Origin of the sequence: Pseudomonas sp. NCCP-436 (genome assembly GCF_019656335.1) — a bacterium.
GTDB lineage: Bacteria > Pseudomonadota > Gammaproteobacteria > Pseudomonadales > Pseudomonadaceae > Aquipseudomonas.
The window spans coordinates 15,050-33,522 of the sequence record NZ_BPLZ01000020.1 but is presented as its reverse complement, the minus strand read 5'-3'; the positions used below and the strand labels follow the sequence as shown (position 1 = coordinate 33,522).

The following is an 18,473-nucleotide window of genomic DNA, read 5'->3' as shown; positions in this document are numbered from 1 at the left end:
ACACGACTGCCTGCCCAAGCACGGAGCTGTCATGAACTCAATGTTCCGCCAACAGGCCTTTATCGGTGGCCGCTGGCTCGATGCCGAGGATGGCTCGACCTGCCCCGTCTACAATCCGGCCAACGGCCAACAGATCGGAACGGTACCCAATCTCGGTGCCAGCGAAACCCGTCAGGCCATAGAGGCAGCCAACCGCGCCTGGCCGACCTGGCGCGCCCTCACCGCCAAGGAACGCAGTCTGATCCTCAAGCGCTGGCACGGACTGATCATCGAGCAGTGTGACGCCTTGGCGCAGATACTTACTCTGGAACAGGGCAAACCACTGGCGGAAGCCCGCGGGGAAATCCACTATGCCGCCAGCTTCATTGAATGGTTCGCAGAGGAAGCCAAGCGCATCTATGGCGATACCATCCCCAGCCACAAGAGTGACGCCCGCATTGTCGTCAGCAAGGAGCCAATTGGAGTTGTCGCAGCAATCACGCCGTGGAACTTTCCAGCCGCAATGATCACCCGCAAGGTTGGCCCGGCTCTGGCCGCAGGCTGCCCATGCATCGTCAAACCGGCACCGGAAACCCCTTTCAGCGCTCTGGCCCTGGCCGCCTTGGCCGAACAGGCCGGCATTCCACCAGGCATCCTCAACGTGGTTACCGGCGACGCCGTAGCCATTGGCGGAGAACTAACGCGCAGCCCACAGGTACGCAAATTGTCGTTCACCGGCTCCACCGCAGTCGGCAAGCTACTGATGGCGCAGTCGGCCGAGACCCTCAAGAAGGTTTCCCTGGAACTGGGGGGCAACGCACCATTTATCGTCTTTGACGATGCTGATCTGGAAAAAGCCGTCGACGGCGCATTGGTTGCCAAGTACCGCAACAACGGCCAGACCTGTGTCTGCGTCAATCGTTTCCTGGTGCAGGGCGGCATCTACGATGCTTTCGTCACCCGCCTGGCCGAGCGCGTCTCGCAACTGCCTATCGGCGACGGCTTCGAAACAGGCGTCAAGCTTGGCCCACTGATCAACGAGCGAGCCGTACAGAAGGTCGAGGATCACATCCAGGACGCCCTGGACAAGGGCGCACGCCTGGTCTGCGGCGGCGCGCGGCATACACTGGGCCACGGTTTTTTCCAACCTACGGTGCTGGCCGACGCCAACATCGCGATGAAGATAGCCCGGGAAGAAACCTTCGGACCTCTGGCGGCCGTATTCCGCTTCGAAGAAGAAACCGAGGCGGTTTCCCTGGCCAACGACACCGAGTACGGCCTGGCCGCCTACTGTTACACCCGCGATCTGGGGCGAGCCTGGCGTATGAGCGAAGCTCTGGAGTACGGCATGGTCGGCATTAACGAAGGTCTGATCTCCACCGAAGTAGCCCCTTTTGGCGGCATCAAATCCTCGGGACTGGGTCGCGAAGGCTCAAAGTACGGCATCGAGGACTACCTGGAAATCAAATACACCCTGATGGGCGGACTCTGATCCGCACAAGGAGCGGCATATGAGCAACGACAAGTACGAGAAAGGCCTGAATATCCGCACCCAGGTGCTGGGCGAGGCTTACGTCAGCAAGTCGATTAAAAATGCGGATGAGTTCAGCCGGCCACTACAGGAACTGGTGACCGAATACTGCTGGGGCCACGTCTGGGGACGTGACGGCTTGTCGCTGAAAGAACGCAGCATGATAAACTTGGCGATGATTTCGGCCCTGAATCGTCCGCATGAACTGAAACTTCACATTCGCGGAGCCTTGCGCAATGGCCTGAGTCGTGAGCAGATCCGCGAGATCCTGCTACAAGTCGGCATCTATTGCGGCGTACCGGCTGCAGTGGACAGCTTCCGTATTGCCCGGGAAGCCTTCGCCGAAGCCGAGGCAGAAGAACAGGGCCAGTAAACGGATGAAGGAGTATCCCCGGACACTCCTTCATTGCTTTTTCAAGGACAGCCAAACAAGAGCGGACCCCATGAAACGCCTGCCACTCGACGACAGCTTCAAGGTCAATCGCAACCCCGTCACCCTGCGCGAAATCGTACTCGACAAGCTACGTGGCGCCATCCTGAACTTCCAGCTGCTGCCCGGTGATCGCCTGGTCGAACGCGACCTTTGCGAGCGCCTCGGCGTCAGCCGTACTTCGGTGCGCGAGGCCCTGCGTCACCTGGAGTCTGAAGGACTGGTAGAGTTCGCCGACAGCAAGGGCCCACGCGTTGCCATCATTACTCTCGAGGACGCCCGCGATATCTACGAGCTGCGCTGCGTTCTCGAAGGCCTGATTGTCCAGCTTTTCACCCTCAACGCCAAACCTCAGGACATCGCTGCCCTGGAAAAGGCTCTGGAGAACAACCGCGAGACACTGGAGAGCGGTGACCTACAGCAAGTGCTCGAATCGGTGCAGGGCTTCTACGACGTACTGCTGGAAGGCTCGGGCAACCAGATCGCAGCCACCCAATTGCGCCAGTTGCAAGCCCGCATCAGCTACCTGCGAGCCACCTCAGTCTCGCAGGTTAACCGGCGCGGAACCAGCAACCACGAGATGGAGCGCATCGTCGAAGCGATCAAGAGCGGCGACCCGATTGCCGCCCACCAGGCTTCAGTGGATCACGTCCGCGCCGCTGCCAAGGTGGCTCTCGATTACCTACGTTCCAAGCAGGCCGAGCCCGGTGAGGTGCGTGACTTCGTCACGCCGATTGCCCTGCAAGACCCACGCATAGGACGCTAAGGGCCGTGCCCGCCCTGCGATTCTGCCCACAGTGTGGCTCGGCCGGGCTGAACCGGCAACAACCTGCCGGCGATACCCACACGCGACTTCTCTGCACGTCCTGCGGATATATTCACTACGAAAATCCGAAGATCATCACCGGCTGCATTATCGAGCGGGACGGCAAATACCTGCTATGCCAACGCGCCATCCCGCCGCGCCCCGGAACCTGGACACTGCCGGCCGGCTTCATGGAAAACGGCGAGAGCACCGAACAAGCGGCCCTGCGTGAGGTGTGGGAGGAGACTGGGGTGCGAGCGGAAATACTCTCGCCCTACTCCATCTTCAGCGTGCCACGCATCAGCGAGGTCTACATCATCTTCCGCGCCGGTGTTCTGGAAGTTACCGGCCAGCACGGCCCGGAAACCCTCGACTGGCGTTTTTTCGCTGCTGACGAGATTCCCTGGGACGCCATCTACTATCCGGCTATACGGCAAATCCTCGAGCGCTACATCGCCGAACGCCAGGCCGGCGTCTACGGAATCTATATGGGCAACGACGACAGCGGCAGAGTGCATTTCATCCGCTGACGTCGTCGCCAGCTACTACCCCACCAGTTCGTCAAGCCCCTCGACAATGATCACCTCGGCCTTCGCCACCCCCTGGCGATGACTGCAGGCTGCTTGATACTCAGGCGAGTGGTAGCAGGCCAGCGCCTGATCATAGGAATCAAATTCGATCACCACGCTGCGCTGCGGCGTGTTACGCCCCTCCAGCGCCTGGGAACGTCCGCCGCGAGCCAGAAAGCGCCCGCCATAGCGTGCGAACGCTGCCGGTGCCTGGCGGGTGTATTCAGCGTACTGCTCCACATCACTCACATTCACATGGGCAATCCAGTAACCCTTCATCTTGACCTCTGCTGTTGGTGGCCTTCATGTATTATGGTATACCAAAAGACATATCCATCAACCTCAGGTACTCGCCATGCCGTTCAACTCCATTGAAGAAATCATAGAAGACTACCGTCAAGGCAAGATGGTACTACTGGTCGATGACGAGGATCGCGAGAACGAAGGCGATCTACTGCTGGCCGCAGAGAAATGCACACCGGCCGCAATCAACTTCATGGCCCGCGAAGCACGCGGGCTGATCTGCCTGACGCTAACCGAAGAACATTGTCAGCGCCTGGGACTTGAGCAGATGGTGCCCGCCAACGGCAGCGTCTTCAGCACCGCCTTTACCGTCTCGATAGAAGCCGCACAGGGAGTGACTACCGGCATTTCCGCCGCCGACCGCTGCCATACAGTGCTAACAGCCGTTGCCCCCGACGCCGTGGCCGAGGATCTGGTGCAGCCCGGGCACATATTCCCGCTGCGTGCACGCGAAGGCGGTGTACTGACCCGCGCCGGGCACACCGAAGCCGGCTGCGACTTAGCACGACTGGCCGGATTCACACCAGCCTCGGTCATTGTCGAAGTGATGAACGATGATGGCAGCATGGCCCGTCGACCCGATCTGGAATCCTTTGCCGCCCGACACGGAATCAAGATTGGCACAATCGCCGATCTCATCCACTACCGGCTGAGCACCGAGCACACAGTTGAACGTATCGGTGAACGCGAACTGCCCACCGTGCACGGCACCTTCCGCCTGGTGACCTACGAAGATCGCATCGAAGGTGGCGTACATATGGCCATGGTGATGGGCGATATCCAGCGCGATCAGCCTACTCTGGTTCGCGTACACGTAATCGATCCGCTGCGCGACCTGGTGGGAGCCGAATACAACGGGCCGAAGAACTGGACGCTGTGGGCAGCCTTGGAGAAAGTCGCACAGACAGGTCACGGAGTGGTGGTAGTACTGGCCAACAATGAGTCCTCCCAGGCTCTGCTGGCCCGCGTGCCACAACTTACCCAGCCACGCCGGCAGTTCAATCGCTCGCAGTCGCGCATTTATTCGGAGATCGGAACCGGCGCCCAGATCCTGCAGGATCTGGGCGTCGGCAAGCTGCGCCACCTCGGCCCACCGCTGAAGTATGCCGGACTGACGGGTTACGACCTGGAAGTGCTGGAGAACATTCCTTTCGAAGGCTGAGACTGCCTGAGCGAACAGCAACCCGCCTCGACAGGTGCGGGATAGCGACAAGGACTTGCAGAAAGTTTGGAATACCATAATATGACATTCCGTAGGCCGAGCTTTTTATTCACCGCCGCCGAGCCTGGCAAAAGTGGAAACAGCCATGCCTCATCAGCCTCACCGGCTGACTGCTCCCTGAAAATCGGGCTGATGCGAAAGCCCGCTTGCGTACAAACACAACAAACGAGGGCAAGCAAGATGATGTTCAAAAAGACCTTCAATACCGTCATCGGTCTCGCGATGATGGGTCTGACTACCAGCGCGGCCATGGCCAGCGAAAGCCTCAATTTCGTCAGCTGGGGTGGCACCACCCAGGATGCCCAGAAGAGTGCCTGGGCCGTCCCCTTCACTCGAGAAACCGGGATTCGCGTGTTGCAGGATGGCCCCACCGACTACGGCAAACTCAAGGCCATGGTCGACAGTGGCAACGTGCAGTGGGACGTAGTGGACGTGGAAGCTGACTTCGCCCTGCGCGCCGCCCGTGAAGGCTTGCTGGAACCACTGGACTTCAGCGTGATCCAGCGTGACCGCATCGACCCGCGCTTTGTCTCGGATCACGGCGTTGGCTCGTTCTTCTTCTCCTTCGTGCTCGGCTATAACGAGCGTCGTCTGGGCGGTAAGCAGCCGCAGGACTGGTCGGCACTATTTGACACCGCCACCTATCCTGGCAAGCGCGCCCTTTACAAGTGGCCAAGCCCCGGTGTTCTGGAGCTGGCCCTGCTGGCCGATGGTGTAGCACCGGATCAGCTCTATCCGCTGGATCTCGATCGCGCCTTCGCCAAGCTCGACACCATTAAAAAGGACATCGTCTGGTGGGGCGGTGGTGCCCAGTCGCAACAGTTGCTTGCCTCCGGCGAGGTCAGCATGGGGCAATTCTGGAATGGCCGCATCCACGCTCTGGAGCAGGAAGGCGCCTCGGTTGGCGTGAGCTGGAAGCAGAACCTGGTCATGGCCGACTTCCTGGTCATTCCGAAAGGAGCAAAGAACAAGGACGCTGCCATGAAATTCCTTGCTGCTGCCAGTGGCGCCGTTGGTCAGGCCGAGTTCGCCAACCTGACCGCCTATGCGCCGGTCAACCTCGACTCGGTCAGCCTGCTGGAGTCGGAGTTGGCGCCCAGCCTGCCTACCGCCCATGCCTCGGAGCAGGTAACCCTGGACTTCTCCTACTGGGCTGAGCACGGCAACGCAATCGCCGCGCGCTGGAACGAGTGGTTGGTCAAATGAAAGTCGCCGCCGTGCAGTTGACCCGGTCATCCGCCGGCGGCGCGAGCCGCCCGGCCCGTTTGCAGCGCTGGCGGGGCGCCACGCCCCTGCTACCCGCCCTGCTGTTCCTCACGCTGTGCTTCATCGCCCCGTTGATCGGGCTGTTGCTGCGCGGCGTGCTGGAGCCCGAGCCGGGGCTGGCCAACTACGAAGCCCTATTCGCCAACTCAGCCTACTCGCGGGTTCTGCTTAACACCTTCCTGGTAGCCGCACTGGTTACCCTGATCAGCCTGCTGCTGGGTTTCCCGCTCGCCTGGGTGATCACCCTGGTACCCAACGGCTGGGGACGCTGGCTACTGAGCATCGTCCTGCTATCGATGTGGACCAGCCTGCTGGCGCGCACCTACTCCTGGCTGGTACTGCTACAGAGTTCGGGAGTGATCAACTCGGTGCTGCTGTGGCTCGGTCTGGTCGATCAGCCGCTGGAAATGGTGCACAACCTTACCGGAGTAGTGATCGGCATGAGTTACATCATGATCCCGTTCATCGTGTTGCCACTGCAGGCCACCATGAGCGCCATTGACCCGATGGTGCTGCAGGCCGGTTCGATCTGTGGCGCCAGCCCGTGGAGGAATTTCTTCCGGGTATTTCTGCCGCTGTGCCGCCCTGGTCTGTTCTCCGGCGGACTGATGGTGTTCGTCATGTCGCTGGGTTACTACGTGACCCCCGCCCTGCTCGGCGGCGCCCAGAACATGATGCTGCCGGAGTTCATCATCCAGCAGGTGCAGTCGTTCCTCAACTGGGGCCTGGCCAGTTCGGCCGCCGCATTGCTGATCGCCATCACCTTGCTGCTGTTCTACGCCTACCTGAAGCTGCAACCGGAATCTCCGGTCGCCTCCAGTACCGCGAGGTAAGTCATGCTGTTGTCACCGAATGCCATGGGTTCGCGCCTGCGCGCGGGCCTGTACCTGACGACGGGCGCGATTGCCGCATTCCTGCTGCTGCCCATCGTCTTCATCGTCCTGCTGTCGTTCGGCTCGTCACAGTGGCTGGTGTTCCCTCCACCGGGCTGGACGCTGAAGTGGTACGAGCAGTTCTTCTCCAATCCGGAGTGGATGAAGTCCGCCTACACCAGCCTGAAGGTGGCGCTCCTGACCACAGTGTGCGCCGTAGCCCTGGGCCTGCCCTGCGCCTTCGCCCTGGTACGCGGCAAATTCCCGGGACGGGAACTGCTCTACGCCCTATTCACTCTGCCGATGATCGTGCCACTGGTGATCATCGCGGTGGCTGTATACGCGCTGTTTCTCATCCTTGGCCAGACCGGCACGCTGCTGGCCTTCGTGATCAGCCACGTAATCGTAGCGCTGCCGTTCACCATCATTTCCATCATCAATTCGCTGAAGCTGTTCGACCAGTCCGTGGAGGACGCCGCGGTGATCTGCGGTGCCTCGCGCCTGCAAGCGATACTGCGGGTGACCTTCCCTGCGATTCGTCCCGGCATGATGGCCGGCGCACTGTTCGCCTTTCTGGTGTCCTGGGATGAAGTGGTGCTGAGCGTGATGATGGCCAGCCCCAGCCTGCAGACCCTGCCAGTGAAGATGTGGACGACCCTGCGCCAGGATCTGACTCCGGTGATCGCCGTCGCATCGACGCTGCTGATCGGCCTTTCCCTTTTGATCATGATCGTTGCCGCCGTCATCCGCCGGCGCAGCGAACCCCGCGCCTGAACCACGAGGTAAGCGAGATGAGTGCCGTACTCCAAGAATCCCCCAACCAGGCGCCACTGGTCAGCCTGCGTGACCTGAACAAGCACTATGGCGACTTTGCCGCCGTCGACAACATCAACCTGGATATTCGTGAAGGTGAGTTCCTTACCTTCCTTGGCTCCAGCGGCTCGGGCAAAAGCACCACACTGTCGATGCTGGCCGGTTTCGAGACGCCCAGCTCCGGCGAAATCTTGGTCGATGGTAAATCGCTGATCAACGTACCTCCGCACAAACGTGACATCGGTATGGTGTTCCAGCGCTACTCGCTGTTCCCCCATCTCAATGTCCGCGACAACATCGCCTTCCCGTTGACCATCCGCAAGCAGGATCCTGCCGAGATCGCTCGGCGGGTGGATGCCATGCTCAAGCTGGTGCAGCTGGAAGCCTTCGCTCACCGTCGCCCGGCACAGCTCTCCGGTGGCCAGCAGCAGCGTGTAGCCATTGCCCGAGCACTGGTCTACGAGCCACGCATCCTGCTGATGGACGAACCTCTGGGAGCACTGGACAAAAAGCTGCGTGAAGACCTGCAGGACGAATTGCGCCACCTGCATCGCCGCCTTGGCCTGACCATCGTCTACGTTACCCATGACCAGGAAGAAGCCATGCGCCTTTCTCAGCGCATTGCCATCTTCAGCCACGGCCGTATCGTCGGCCTGGGCAGCGGTTACGACCTTTACCAGAACCCGCCGAATGCCTTCGTCGCCTCCTTCCTTGGCAACTCGAACTTCCTCAGGGCACGGGCACAGGACAGCCACTGCGCAGTGTTCGAAAACCAGCCCCTGGCCATTCGCCAAACTGCCGGCCTGTGCGGCGGTCAGGAAGTGGTTCTGATGATTCGCCCGGAAAAGGCAACGCTCCTGAGTCCACAAGAGGCCGAGGCGAATCCGTTGCCACCGGGCTGCAACGAGATCGCCGCAGTGGTCGAGGAGATGGTGTTTCTCGGTGAAAGCCTGACCTGCAGTGTCGTCACCGCCGGCGGTAGCCGCATGACCCTGAAGGCGCTATCCGGCTCAGCCGCCACACCGCAAACCGGTAGCCCGGTACGGGTTCGCTGGCATGCAAAGGAAAGCTGCGTCTACAGCCAGTGGAACGAGAGCGATCTACTCAAGGGTGCCGGTAGCCACTGAGCCTATGGCGGCGGCCTGCCACAGCCGTCGCCGACAATATCGCCACGCATTCTAAGGAGGGAGTATGAACAAGGTGCAGAGGATCGTTGCCGCACTGCTGGGCAGCTGGCCGCTGCTCGCAGCCGAGGCCAACGAGTCACTGACCTTCGTCAGCTGGGGGGGCACCACCCAGGCAGCTCAGCAGCAGGCTTGGGGCATTCCTTTCAGCCGTGAGACCGGCATCGAGGTGATTCAGGCCGGCCCTACCGACTACCAGCAGTTCCGCCAGATGGTGCAAAGCGGCAAGGTAATCTGGGATGTGGTCGACGTGGAAGCCGACTTTGCCCTGCGTGCCGGGCGCGAAGGCCTGCTGGAACCTCTGGATCTGCGCCAGATTGCACAGCGCGAAATCGATCCTCGCTTCGTCACCATTTATGGCGTCGGCTCGTTCTACTTCTCCTTTGTGCTCGGCTATAACACCAGGGCCTTATCCAGCACTCCTGATGGCTGGGCAGCCTTGTTCGACCTGCAGGCTCACCCCGGCAAGCGCGCTCTGTACAAATGGCCGAGCCCGGGGGTACTGGAAATAGCCCTGCTGGCTGACGGTGTTGCGCCCGAACAGCTCTATCCGCTTGATCTGGATCGTGCCTTCGCCAAACTCGACAGCATTCGTCCGCATATTCTCTGGTGGAGTAGTGGTGACGAGTCGCAACAACTGCTCGCCTCCGGCCAGGCCAGCCTGGGCATGTTCTGGAACGGACGAGTGGAAGCACTGCGCCGCAACGGCGCGGAAGTCGCCATCAACTGGAAGCAAAACCTGGTGACCGGCGACTTCCTGGTAATCCCTCGCGGCAGTCCCAACCGTGAAGCGGCCAAGCGTTTCCTCGGGTACGCCAGCAGTGCCAGAGCACAGGCCGATTTCGCCATCCGCAGTGGTTATGCACCGGTCAATCTCAGCAGCCTGCCTATGGTCCCCGACATACAGGCCCGACAACTGCCCAGCGCCTATGCAGAGCAGCAAGTCACCCTGGATTTCAAATTTTGGGGGCGCCATGGAAATGCTATCGCGAGGCGTTGGCAGGCGTGGCAGAGCCGCTGAGCGCAAGACCAGAAGAGAGGATTTTTCCTGATCGCCCACCTGGCATACCATAATACTAAAATACAAAAACTACCTGCATGGACTTAACAATGATCGACGCAGATACCTACAAGAAAGTCATGGGCTCCTTCCCTTCCGGCGTGACTGTGATCACTACGCTCGATGACGATGGACAAATCGTCGGCCTGACTGCCAGCGCATTCAGTTCGCTGTCGATGGATCCGCCTCTGGTGCTGTTCTGCCCGAATTACAGTTCCGACTCCTATCCAACACTGATACGCAACAAACGCTTTGCCATTCACCTGCTCTCGGCCGAACAGAAAGAAGAGGCTTACGCATTTGCCCGTAAGGGCAAGGACAAGGCGCAGGGTATTACCTGGTCGCTCAGCGCACTGGGTAATCCGATACTGGCCAACGCCACCGCGGTCATTGAGTGCGAGCTGTGGCGCGAGTACGAAGGAGGCGATCATGCCATTCTGGTTGGCGCCGTTAAGAACCTGATCATCGCCGAGCAGAATCCCGCCCCAATGATCTACTGCCGTGGCCGCATGGGTGCCCTGCCCGCTCTGACCTGAGTCCGCCCTCCTCACCGGCCGCCATCCCTGGCGGCCATACGGCTCACGTCAGGTTCGGAAACGACTCACCAGCTGATTCAACTGTTCGGAAAGAGCCGTCAAGGTGCGCGCATCGCTGCTGGTAGCGCTGGCCAGTTCGGCGACCTGCTGTGAATCGCTGTGGATCTGGCTGATATGCCGGTTAATGTCCTCAGCCACCTGATGCTGCTCCTCGGCCGCCGTGGCGATCTGCGTGTTCATATCCCGGATGTTGTCTACCGCCTCACGGATCTGTTCAAAGCTCGAACGTGCTTCACCAATCGAGCAAACTGTCTGGCGCGACACATCGAGACTGGCATGCAATTGCCGGGCAGTGTCCTGAGTACGCCGTGCCAGATTACCGAGCAGGCCATCAATCTCCCCAGTAGCATCGGCGGTGCGCTTGGCCAGGGCCCGCACCTCATCAGCCACCACTGCAAACCCCCGTCCCTGCTCACCAGCCCGCGCCGCCTCAATGGCCGCGTTGAGCGCCAGCAGGTTGGTCTGCTCGGCAATCGCTCGAATGGTATCGAGGATCGACTGAATCGCCTCGCTGTCCTGCTGCAGTTGCTGCATCGCCTGTACCGACAGCTGCATCTCCTCGCTCAGACGCATCACGCTGCCAGCGGAGGCGTCGATCTGCTGCTGCCCCTGATGAGCCTGGCGCTGACTGGCATCGGCCGACGCAGCGGCTGCCGAACAAGCCCGGGCCACCTCGTTGGCGGTCATTACCATCTCGTGGAAGGCAGTAGACACCATGTCCACGGCTTCACGCTGGCGACTAGCAACTTCGGCCAGCTCCTGTGCGACTTCGCTGGAACGACTGGAACTGCCGTGCATGCGCCCGGCGGTCTGGCCGATGCTTAAGATTATCTCGCGGATAGAAGCCAGGAACCGATTGAACCAGCCTGCCAGCTGTGCTGTTTCGTCCCGCCCGCGCACATCCAGACTGCTGGTCAAGTCACCTTCGCCCTGGGCAATGCCCTCCAGCCCGCTGGCCACTGCACGGATCGGCCGTACAATCATGCCGGCAAATACCGCACCGAGCGCGGCAAACCCCAGCGCCACTACTGCCGCGATGGAAACAATCAGCCAGGTCATACGGGTCGCACCAGCCATCACCTCATCCAGACGGATCAGCCCGATGAACTGCCACCCCAGGCGCTCGGAAGCATAGACATTGGCCATATAGGGCTCACCATCGATCTCCAGCTCCACCAGCCCGCTGCCAGCGGCGGCCAGCTCAGCGTAACCCTCGCCCAGTTCCCTGAGCACCTTGAAGTTATGTACTGGCCGGCTGGGATCGACTAGCACGGTGCCGTTGCGCTCCATCAGCATCAGATAACCGCTCTCGCCCAGCCTGATCTGTCGCACCATATCGGTCAGCTGGCGTAGCGATACGTCGATGTTTACCACCCCGCCCTGCGTCCCCAGCGCATTGGCAAAGCTGCGTACGGTACTTACCAGCACTACGTCATCATCGGCCCAGTAGTAGGCTTCCGTGCGCAATGTGCGGCCCGGTTCGGCCATCGCTCGCTGATACCACGGACGAGTGCGCGGATCGTAATCGCTCAGGTTGGGGTCGCCAGGCCAGAATACGTAACCGCCTTCGCTCGTACCCAAGGATACGTAGGCATAGGCTGGATGGCTGGCAGCCAGACCGGCGAACAGCTCGAACACCGCACGGTCCTGTTCGCCCTCCGGTTGCGCCGACAACTGGCGGTTGAAAAAGCGCTTCAGTTGCTCATCCGTTGCTGCTACCTGTGGATGCCGGGCCAGATAGTCAACGTTCTGGCTGATACCTTCGAAGAACAGGTGCATGGCGTTCTCGACCTGGCGGATCTCGCGGTTGCTGCTGTCGACGAATTCACTTCTCGCCGAATCGCGCAGATTCAGTACTACCAACACCGCAATCAGGACGACAGGAAGGCTGGCGATGACAGCAAAGGTCAGCACCAGTTTGTGCTTGATATTCATGGAGTGGCCTTATTGTTCTGGAAAGGAAAAGCGGGAAAGCCTTGCAGACATCCCATATTATGGTATACCAATATGTAACGATCCGCACCGCCTTGCACTGCGCCAAACCGATCGCGGAACCCCTACAGCAGAAGCGCACAGAACGCTTCAGCCCTGCAGGTTCGAAACGACCCAACAGATTCGAGGACACCCAGAATGAAATTTTCCTTGTTCGTTCACATGGAGCGCTACGACGATCAGGTCGGCCATCGCCAACTGTTCGAACAGCTCACCGAGCTGACACTGATGGCCGAGGCCGGCGGTTTCTCCACGGTATGGATCGGCGAGCACCATGCGATGGAGTACACCATCTCGCCGAGCCCGATGCCCCTGCTGGCCTACCTCGCCGCACGCACCACTACCATTCGTCTGGGCGCCGGCACCATCATCGCGCCGTTCTGGCACCCGATCCGCGTTGCCGGCGAATGCGCCCTGCTCGACGTAATCAGCAACGGTCGCATGGAGGTCGGGCTGGCCCGTGGCGCCTACCAATACGAATTCGATCGCATGATGAATGGCATGCCGGCCACCGATGGCGGCAAGTACCTGCGTGAAATGGTGCCTGTAGTACGAGCACTGTGGCAGGGCGATGTCGCTCATGACGGCGAGATCTGGAAGTTTCCCACCGCGACCTCCTCGCCCCGTCCGATTCAGCAGCCCACCCCGCCGATGTGGATTGCCGCGCGCGACCCGGATTCCCACAATTTCGCCGTGGCCAACGGCTGCAACGTAATGGTCACACCGCTGATGAAGGGCGATGAAGAAGTGGTCGACCTGAGGAACAAGTTCGAGAACGCCCTGGCCAACAACCCCGGCGTACCGCGTCCACAATTGATGGTTCTGCGTCACACCCACGTGCACAGTGCAGATGATCCGGACGGCTGGAAGATTGGCGCAGCGGCCATCTCGAACTTCTACCGAACCTTCGACGCCTGGTTCGGCAACAAGCAGACCCCGGTCAATGGTCTGCTGCCGCCAAGTCCGGAAGAAAAATTCAAGGAGCGTCCGGAGTTCGAGCTGGAAAATATCCGCATCAACAGCATGATCGGCACCCCCGAAGAAGTCATCGAACGCATTCGTTACTATCAGGAACTGGGCGTGGACGAGTTCAGCTTCTGGGCCGATAACAGCCTGCCCTACGCTGAGAAGAAGAAATCTCTGGAATTGTTCATCAAGTACGTGGTGCCAGCATTCCGCTAATCGTCGACTAGCTGCCGCACCAACCTCTGCGCCTGCCGCGCCCTGCCCGGCAGGCGCAGTGCGTTTTGCCACAGATGCGGCAATAGCCTTCCATACAGCGAAGCGCCGGGAGCTGGTCAATCAAGTAGGGAAAAATAAGAATACTGGAGGTGGCCCCACCAGCCACACCCCGGCACTCGATGTCACCGCTACGGCTGCTCCCTTCCGGGCCTGACCGGGTTCACGGCTGATCGATGCGAGGGGACCGGCAGGACCACCATAACGCAGCCCGCCATTGCAGCGAGCCGCGTCATTGTAACGATTAAATGGAAACTTACAACCGCTTCAAGGACTTAGCCTGAGCGATCAGTTACATCTGCGCTTTCCTTCCAAGCCAGCACTTGCGTAGCTCCACATAACTGCCAGTCAGCAGGAGTTCCAACCGCCGAGACGCCTCATCTATGCGCAGCGGCTTTTTCATCGCCCCCCCGGAACCTCGCTGCCAGATGCGACACTAAGCCCTATCAAGCCGGGCCAATGCATCACTGCCAATCCCGGTCTTATGTGCTAGCGTTCCCACACTCGGACAACCGGAACTGACTCTGGCTACCGAACCATCTCACCTGCAATGGAGTTACATCATGGCAATCACCAAAGACCAGCTGATCGGCGATCTGGCCGAGGCCGTTTCCCTGCCAAAGGCCACCGTCCGCAACCTGATCGATCAGTTGGGCGAAATTGTCGGCGACGCACTGGAAAACGACGGTGAGATCACCCTGCCCGGCATTGGCAAACTGAAGGTGAGCGAACGTCCGGCGCGCACCGGGCGCAATCCTCAGACCGGCAAAAGCATCGAGATCGCTGCCAAGAAAGTGGTCAAGCTGGTACCAGCCAAGGCTCTGACCGACGCTCTGAACTGATACAGGTAGGCCCAGGTGTTGCGCCTGGGCCTACTCCAGCGCCTTATTTCGTTACATGCAACTCGGTAACGATAAATCGATTGGCTTGCTGTTTTGCTTGAAAGTCCACCCTGTCCCCGACTGATATTCCCTCCAGCAGTTCCGGTTTCTCTACCTCAAAGACCATTGTCATAGGCGGCATGCCGATACTGGAGATCGGACCATGGCGCAGTGTGATCTTCTGCGAAGCAATATCTACCATGCGTACCTCTCCACGGCTTAACGGCTGCGAGTCGGCGGCCTGTACCGGCAGGCTGAGCAAAGTAGCCAGGGCCGCAAGCAATAATGATTTGTTCATTACATTTCCTCTAAAGTTTTTTCGACCGGGGCGCCAATGCCCCCGACCATATCCATCTGCCAACACAAGAAATCAGTCGAATCCAGTGGATCCTTTCTGATCAATTAAAGGTTTAAGTTAATTCATCCGCAGCCTTGCCCCCTCCAGGGGCGCCGGGCTACATCCGGAATGTCCGGTAACCCTGTCAGAGCCGGTGAACAATGTTTGTTCAACTGCTCACCTCTTGATTGCCACGCCCCAGTCACTGGGGGAATGTCGCCCCGTCAGTGACCGTCATGTACGCCAGGTTTTCGCACCATCACCTCTACTGGCGCTTCTGGGGACTGCTTGAGAGGCATCGAATGACCGCCACCGTGATTCGAGCGGACCGGACTAGCCAACTTACCCTTCCACTCATAGGCCACCGTTCCGGCTGGATGCCTGAACCAACCCGGGTCTCGATAATCCCCCCCGGCCTGTCCCTTGCGTACTTTGAGCATGGTGAACATGCCTCCCATTTCGACTGAGCCAAACGGCCCATCACCGGTCATCATTGGCACGGTGTTGTCCGGCAGAGGCATCTGCATTTCGGCCATGTCGGCCATGCCGCGCTCCCCCATCACCATGTAGTCCGGTATCAGCCTGGCCAGCTTGCGAGTGATGTCACGATGGTCAACTCCAATCAGAGTCGGCACGTCGTGCCCCATGGCATTCATCGTGTGATGACTCTTGTGGCAATGCAGTGCCCAGTCACCTTCCTCATCGGCGACAAACTCCAACTGACGCATCTGTCCTACCGCTACGTCGGCAGTCACCTCTGGCCAGCGCGCAGCCAGCGGCGTAGGCCCGCCATCAGTACCGGTGACTTCGAACTCATGGCCATGCAAGTGGATCGGATGATTGGTCATAGTCAGATTGCCGACGCGCAAACGAACGCGCTCACCCTGACGCGCTACCAGCGGGTCGATGCCCGGGAACACACGGCTGTTAAAAGTCCACAGGTTGAAGTTGAGCATCTCCATGATCTTCGGCGTGTAGGCGCCTGGCTCGATGTCATAGGCACTGAGGAGAAAGCAGTAGTCTCGATCCACTTCGCTAATCAGTGGGTGGTGTTCTTTGGGATGGGTGACCCAGAAGCCCATCATGCCCATGGCCATCTGCACCATTTCATCCGCGTGCGGGTGATACATGAAGGTTCCGGGGCGGCGGGCAACGAATTCATAAACAAAGGTCTTTCCCACCGGGATAGCCGGCTGGTTCAGCCCAGCCACACCATCCATGCCATTCGGAAGACGCTGTCCATGCCAATGAATGCTGGTGTGTTCGGGCAGCCTGTTGGTGACAAAAATGCGCACCCTATCACCCTCTACCACCTCAATGGTCGGCCCCGGGGACTGGCCGTTGTACCCCCACAAATGTGCCTTGTAGCCGGGTGCCAGTTCGCGCACAACCGGCTCGGCGACCAGGTGAAACTCCTTGACTCCGTTGTTCATCCGCCAGGGCAAGGTCCATCCATTGAGAGTAACTACCGGGTTATAGGGGCGGCCACTGCTTGGCTGCAGCGGCGGCTGGGTGTCAGCACTGGCCTGCAGCACGGGTTCAGGAAGGGCTGCCATGGCCACCCGACTGACTGCCGAGCTTGCTACCGCAGCACTGATTGCACCTGCCCCGAGAAAGAAATCGCGTCGTGAAACCATCTGGAAATACCTTACTCAACTGTCGGCGGTGGTCAGCTCGGCTACGTCAGCAAGAGCAGAATCGTGGGAGATGCGGGGAATGCCTGACAGAGCCCTGTCGAGCTCTACGCGGGCCTGCCAGAAGTCGAGCTGCGCCTGCAGGTAGCTACTCACCGCCTGCACCTGACGACGGGCATCGGCAATCAGGTCGAACGTACTGATGAACATGCCGTTGTAACGCAGCATCTTCTCTGCAGCTATTCGCCGACTTAACGGCAGAACTTCGGCACGATAGTGTCTGGCCAACTCAAAGGTGTTGCGGTAGTTCTTATAAGCCTCGCGAACCTGCGAACGGGCATTGACGGCAATTTCAGCCGCGCGGTTAAGCGCCTGACGATACTGAGCCTCGGCTCGTGCCTTATTGGCGCCGCCCCAGTCGAACAACGGCAGTTCCACGCCGACCTCATAGCCGCGCAGGGTAGGTGCCTCATTCGAGCGATTGTTGACCACGCCCAGTTCCAGCACATTGATAAAACCTAAAGTTCGAATCGCCCCCAGGTTTTGTGCCAGGCGCTCCGCATCCAGACGCGCAGACAGAATGTCCTGTCGTTGACTCAACGCCAGGCGTTCCACATCCAGCAACTCTTCTGCATTATCGGGCAATGCCGGAAGTCGCTCAGGCAGCTGATAGTCGAGTTGACCACCCCAAAGGCCAAGCAAGCGCGCCAACTGTTCACGACTACGCATGCGGATCTGCTCGGCCTGGATCAGACTGATGCCGACTTCGGCATAGAAGCTCTGCTGCTCGGCCTGCTGCAGCCGGCTGAAGTTGCCTACCACTGCCATACGCCGGGCCAGCTCAGCTCCAGCTTCTGCAGCCTCCAGCACCTGTCGCGCGTAGATCACTCCTTCTTCGGCAGCAACCGCCTGATACCAGGCTTTAAGTGTTTCACTGGCCAGTTCGAACACAGCCAGACTGATTTGCCTCTGTAACTGCTCAAAGCGACGCCCCTCCTGGCGCGAAATCATTGGCAAAGCGATCCATCGCGCCAGATTCAGCTGCAACCCTCGCTCGTATTCGACCTCGCTACCCTTCTCCAGGCGTCCGAATGAAAACCCCGGATTGGGCAGGCGATCTGCCTGTACCCGGTCGGCCTCGCCGATTCCCAGCTCATCGAAAGATGCCTGCAAGCCGCGATTGTTCAGCAATGCCAGCTGAACCGCAGCCTCCGCACTCAAGGGGTTAGCAAGCAACTCTGCAACACGTAACTCGATCAGGCTGCGATCCTCTTGATCACGCGCCCAGAGCAGTTGCTTATTCAGTCGACTCTCAGCATCGTGCTGCACCGCGGCAAAACCGCCATCCCGGCTAAAACCGGCGCACCCTGCCAGCAACAGTACGGCACAGAACATTGCCAAAGGCTTAATGGTGGACATGACCACCTCCTGCGGCTGGTTCATCAGCCTGCTCGCCGGACTGCTGCCAGCCCTCCATGCTGTAAGTGCGCCAACCTCCTATACGCCCGACCAGATCGTTGGCTGCACGCCAGTCCTGCAGCGGCTCATCGACCTGAGCCTGATAGTCATGCAAGGGAGAAAGATAATTTTGCGCCGGCACGGCAGCAATGGCGTCCAGCGGATCAGGCTGGGCAGCCGTCAGAGAGCCGGAAACCGCCAGGGCGCAAATGCCCAGCAGCCATCCGGCAAGAAATTGCAAAGTCATGATGTGTTCTCGCATAAAGCGGCCAGATGGCCACATGAGCTACAGGCGCCGAATT

18 protein-coding genes, 1 other RNA gene and 2 pseudogenes are annotated in these 18,473 nt (G+C 59.7%); 13 read left to right on the top strand and 8 right to left on the bottom strand.

What is annotated here, in order from left to right:
* Positions 1 to 31 precede the first annotated feature (31 nt).
* From NCCP436_RS16340 to NCCP436_RS16325, 4 genes are all read left to right on the top strand, one after another.
* Positions 32 to 1,471 (top strand): NAD-dependent succinate-semialdehyde dehydrogenase, encoded by a 1,440-nt coding sequence (locus NCCP436_RS16340; protein ID WP_220805028.1) that lies wholly within the window; start codon positions 32 to 34, stop codon positions 1,469 to 1,471.
* A 19-nt stretch (positions 1,472 to 1,490) separates the two neighbouring features.
* The gene (locus NCCP436_RS16335; protein ID WP_220805027.1) at positions 1,491 to 1,883 is read left to right on the top strand and encodes a carboxymuconolactone decarboxylase family protein; all 393 of its coding nucleotides are present in this window, start codon (positions 1,491 to 1,493) and stop codon (positions 1,881 to 1,883) included.
* A gap of 70 nt (positions 1,884 to 1,953) precedes the next feature.
* Positions 1,954 to 2,706: a GntR family transcriptional regulator gene (locus NCCP436_RS16330; RefSeq protein ID WP_220805026.1), complete on the top strand. Its 753-nt coding sequence runs from the start codon at positions 1,954 to 1,956 to the stop codon at positions 2,704 to 2,706.
* A 5-nt stretch (positions 2,707 to 2,711) separates the two neighbouring features.
* Positions 2,712 to 3,275, top strand: coding sequence for an NUDIX hydrolase (locus NCCP436_RS16325; RefSeq protein WP_220805025.1), 564 nt, complete (start codon positions 2,712 to 2,714; stop codon positions 3,273 to 3,275).
* A gap of 15 nt (positions 3,276 to 3,290) precedes the next feature.
* Here NCCP436_RS16325 and NCCP436_RS16320 read toward each other — a convergent pair whose 3' ends face one another.
* Positions 3,291 to 3,593 carry a DUF1330 domain-containing protein gene (locus tag NCCP436_RS16320; protein WP_220805024.1) on the bottom strand — a complete coding sequence of 101 codons (303 nt, stop codon included), beginning with the start codon at positions 3,591 to 3,593 and terminating at the stop codon, positions 3,291 to 3,293.
* Positions 3,594 to 3,669: 76 nt separating this feature from the next.
* On the opposite strand from NCCP436_RS16320, the gene ribBA reads away from it, so the two are divergent.
* The 7 genes from ribBA to NCCP436_RS16285 all read left to right on the top strand — a co-directional run bounded on the left by ribBA (position 3,670) and on the right by NCCP436_RS16285 (position 10,570).
* Entirely contained in the window at positions 3,670 to 4,779 is a 1,110-nt protein-coding gene (gene ribBA, locus NCCP436_RS16315; RefSeq protein ID WP_220805023.1) for a bifunctional 3,4-dihydroxy-2-butanone-4-phosphate synthase/GTP cyclohydrolase II, read from the top strand.
* A gap of 240 nt (positions 4,780 to 5,019) precedes the next feature.
* A complete protein-coding gene (locus NCCP436_RS16310; protein WP_220805022.1) occupies positions 5,020 to 6,045 on the top strand; it encodes an ABC transporter substrate-binding protein in 1,026 nt (341 codons plus the stop codon).
* The gene (locus tag NCCP436_RS16305; RefSeq protein ID WP_220805021.1) at positions 6,042 to 6,938 is read left to right on the top strand and encodes an ABC transporter permease; all 897 of its coding nucleotides are present in this window, start codon (positions 6,042 to 6,044) and stop codon (positions 6,936 to 6,938) included. Before NCCP436_RS16310 ends, NCCP436_RS16305 begins: the two co-directional genes overlap by 4 nt.
* Positions 6,939 to 6,941: 3 nt before the next feature.
* Positions 6,942 to 7,751: an ABC transporter permease gene (locus NCCP436_RS16300; RefSeq protein ID WP_220805020.1), complete on the top strand. Its 810-nt coding sequence runs from the start codon at positions 6,942 to 6,944 to the stop codon at positions 7,749 to 7,751.
* 17 nt (positions 7,752 to 7,768) lie between these two features.
* Positions 7,769 to 8,917, top strand: a complete 1,149-nt coding sequence (locus NCCP436_RS16295) for an ABC transporter ATP-binding protein (protein ID WP_220805019.1) — start codon at positions 7,769 to 7,771, stop codon at positions 8,915 to 8,917.
* Positions 8,918 to 8,981: 64 nt separating this feature from the next.
* A complete protein-coding gene (locus tag NCCP436_RS16290; protein ID WP_220805018.1) occupies positions 8,982 to 9,995 on the top strand; it encodes an ABC transporter substrate-binding protein in 1,014 nt (337 codons plus the stop codon).
* 89 nt (positions 9,996 to 10,084) lie between these two features.
* Entirely contained in the window at positions 10,085 to 10,570 is a 486-nt protein-coding gene (locus NCCP436_RS16285) for a flavin reductase family protein (RefSeq protein WP_220805017.1), read from the top strand.
* Positions 10,571 to 10,618: 48 nt separating this feature from the next.
* Here the strand turns inward: NCCP436_RS16285 and NCCP436_RS17920 are convergent.
* Together NCCP436_RS17920 and NCCP436_RS17915 are read right to left on the bottom strand one after the other, a co-directional pair.
* A pseudogene (locus NCCP436_RS17920) lies at positions 10,619 to 11,155 on the bottom strand (methyl-accepting chemotaxis protein); the annotation flags it as partial.
* 318 nt (positions 11,156 to 11,473) lie between these two features.
* Positions 11,474 to 12,409, bottom strand: a pseudogene (locus tag NCCP436_RS17915) (cache domain-containing protein); the annotation flags it as partial.
* A gap of 351 nt (positions 12,410 to 12,760) precedes the next feature.
* Between NCCP436_RS17915 and NCCP436_RS16275 the strand changes: the two are divergent.
* On the top strand, positions 12,761 to 13,804 hold the full coding sequence (locus NCCP436_RS16275) for an LLM class flavin-dependent oxidoreductase (protein WP_220805015.1): 1,044 nt from the start codon (positions 12,761 to 12,763) through the stop codon (positions 13,802 to 13,804).
* 153 nt (positions 13,805 to 13,957) lie between these two features.
* On the opposite strand, the gene ffs is transcribed toward NCCP436_RS16275, so the two are convergent.
* Positions 13,958 to 14,054, bottom strand: an RNA gene (gene ffs, locus NCCP436_RS16270) — signal recognition particle sRNA small type.
* A gap of 370 nt (positions 14,055 to 14,424) precedes the next feature.
* Here ffs and NCCP436_RS16265 point away from each other — a divergent pair.
* The gene (locus NCCP436_RS16265; protein ID WP_220805014.1) at positions 14,425 to 14,703 is read left to right on the top strand and encodes an HU family DNA-binding protein; all 279 of its coding nucleotides are present in this window, start codon (positions 14,425 to 14,427) and stop codon (positions 14,701 to 14,703) included.
* Between the two features lie 43 nt (positions 14,704 to 14,746).
* Here NCCP436_RS16265 and NCCP436_RS16260 read toward each other — a convergent pair whose 3' ends face one another.
* The 4 genes from NCCP436_RS16260 to NCCP436_RS16245 all read right to left on the bottom strand — a co-directional run bounded on the left by NCCP436_RS16260 (position 14,747) and on the right by NCCP436_RS16245 (position 18,418).
* A complete protein-coding gene (locus NCCP436_RS16260; RefSeq protein ID WP_220805013.1) occupies positions 14,747 to 15,040 on the bottom strand; it encodes a copper-binding protein in 294 nt (97 codons plus the stop codon).
* Positions 15,041 to 15,303: 263 nt separating this feature from the next.
* On the bottom strand, positions 15,304 to 16,716 hold the full coding sequence (locus NCCP436_RS16255) for a multicopper oxidase family protein (protein ID WP_220805012.1): 1,413 nt from the start codon (positions 16,714 to 16,716) through the stop codon (positions 15,304 to 15,306).
* Between the two features lie 15 nt (positions 16,717 to 16,731).
* On the bottom strand, positions 16,732 to 18,132 hold the full coding sequence (locus tag NCCP436_RS16250) for a TolC family protein (protein ID WP_220805011.1): 1,401 nt from the start codon (positions 18,130 to 18,132) through the stop codon (positions 16,732 to 16,734).
* Positions 18,119 to 18,418: a hypothetical protein gene (locus NCCP436_RS16245; RefSeq protein ID WP_220805010.1), complete on the bottom strand. Its 300-nt coding sequence runs from the start codon at positions 18,416 to 18,418 to the stop codon at positions 18,119 to 18,121. Before NCCP436_RS16245 ends, NCCP436_RS16250 begins: the two co-directional genes overlap by 14 nt.
* Positions 18,419 to 18,473: the final 55 nt, after the last annotated feature.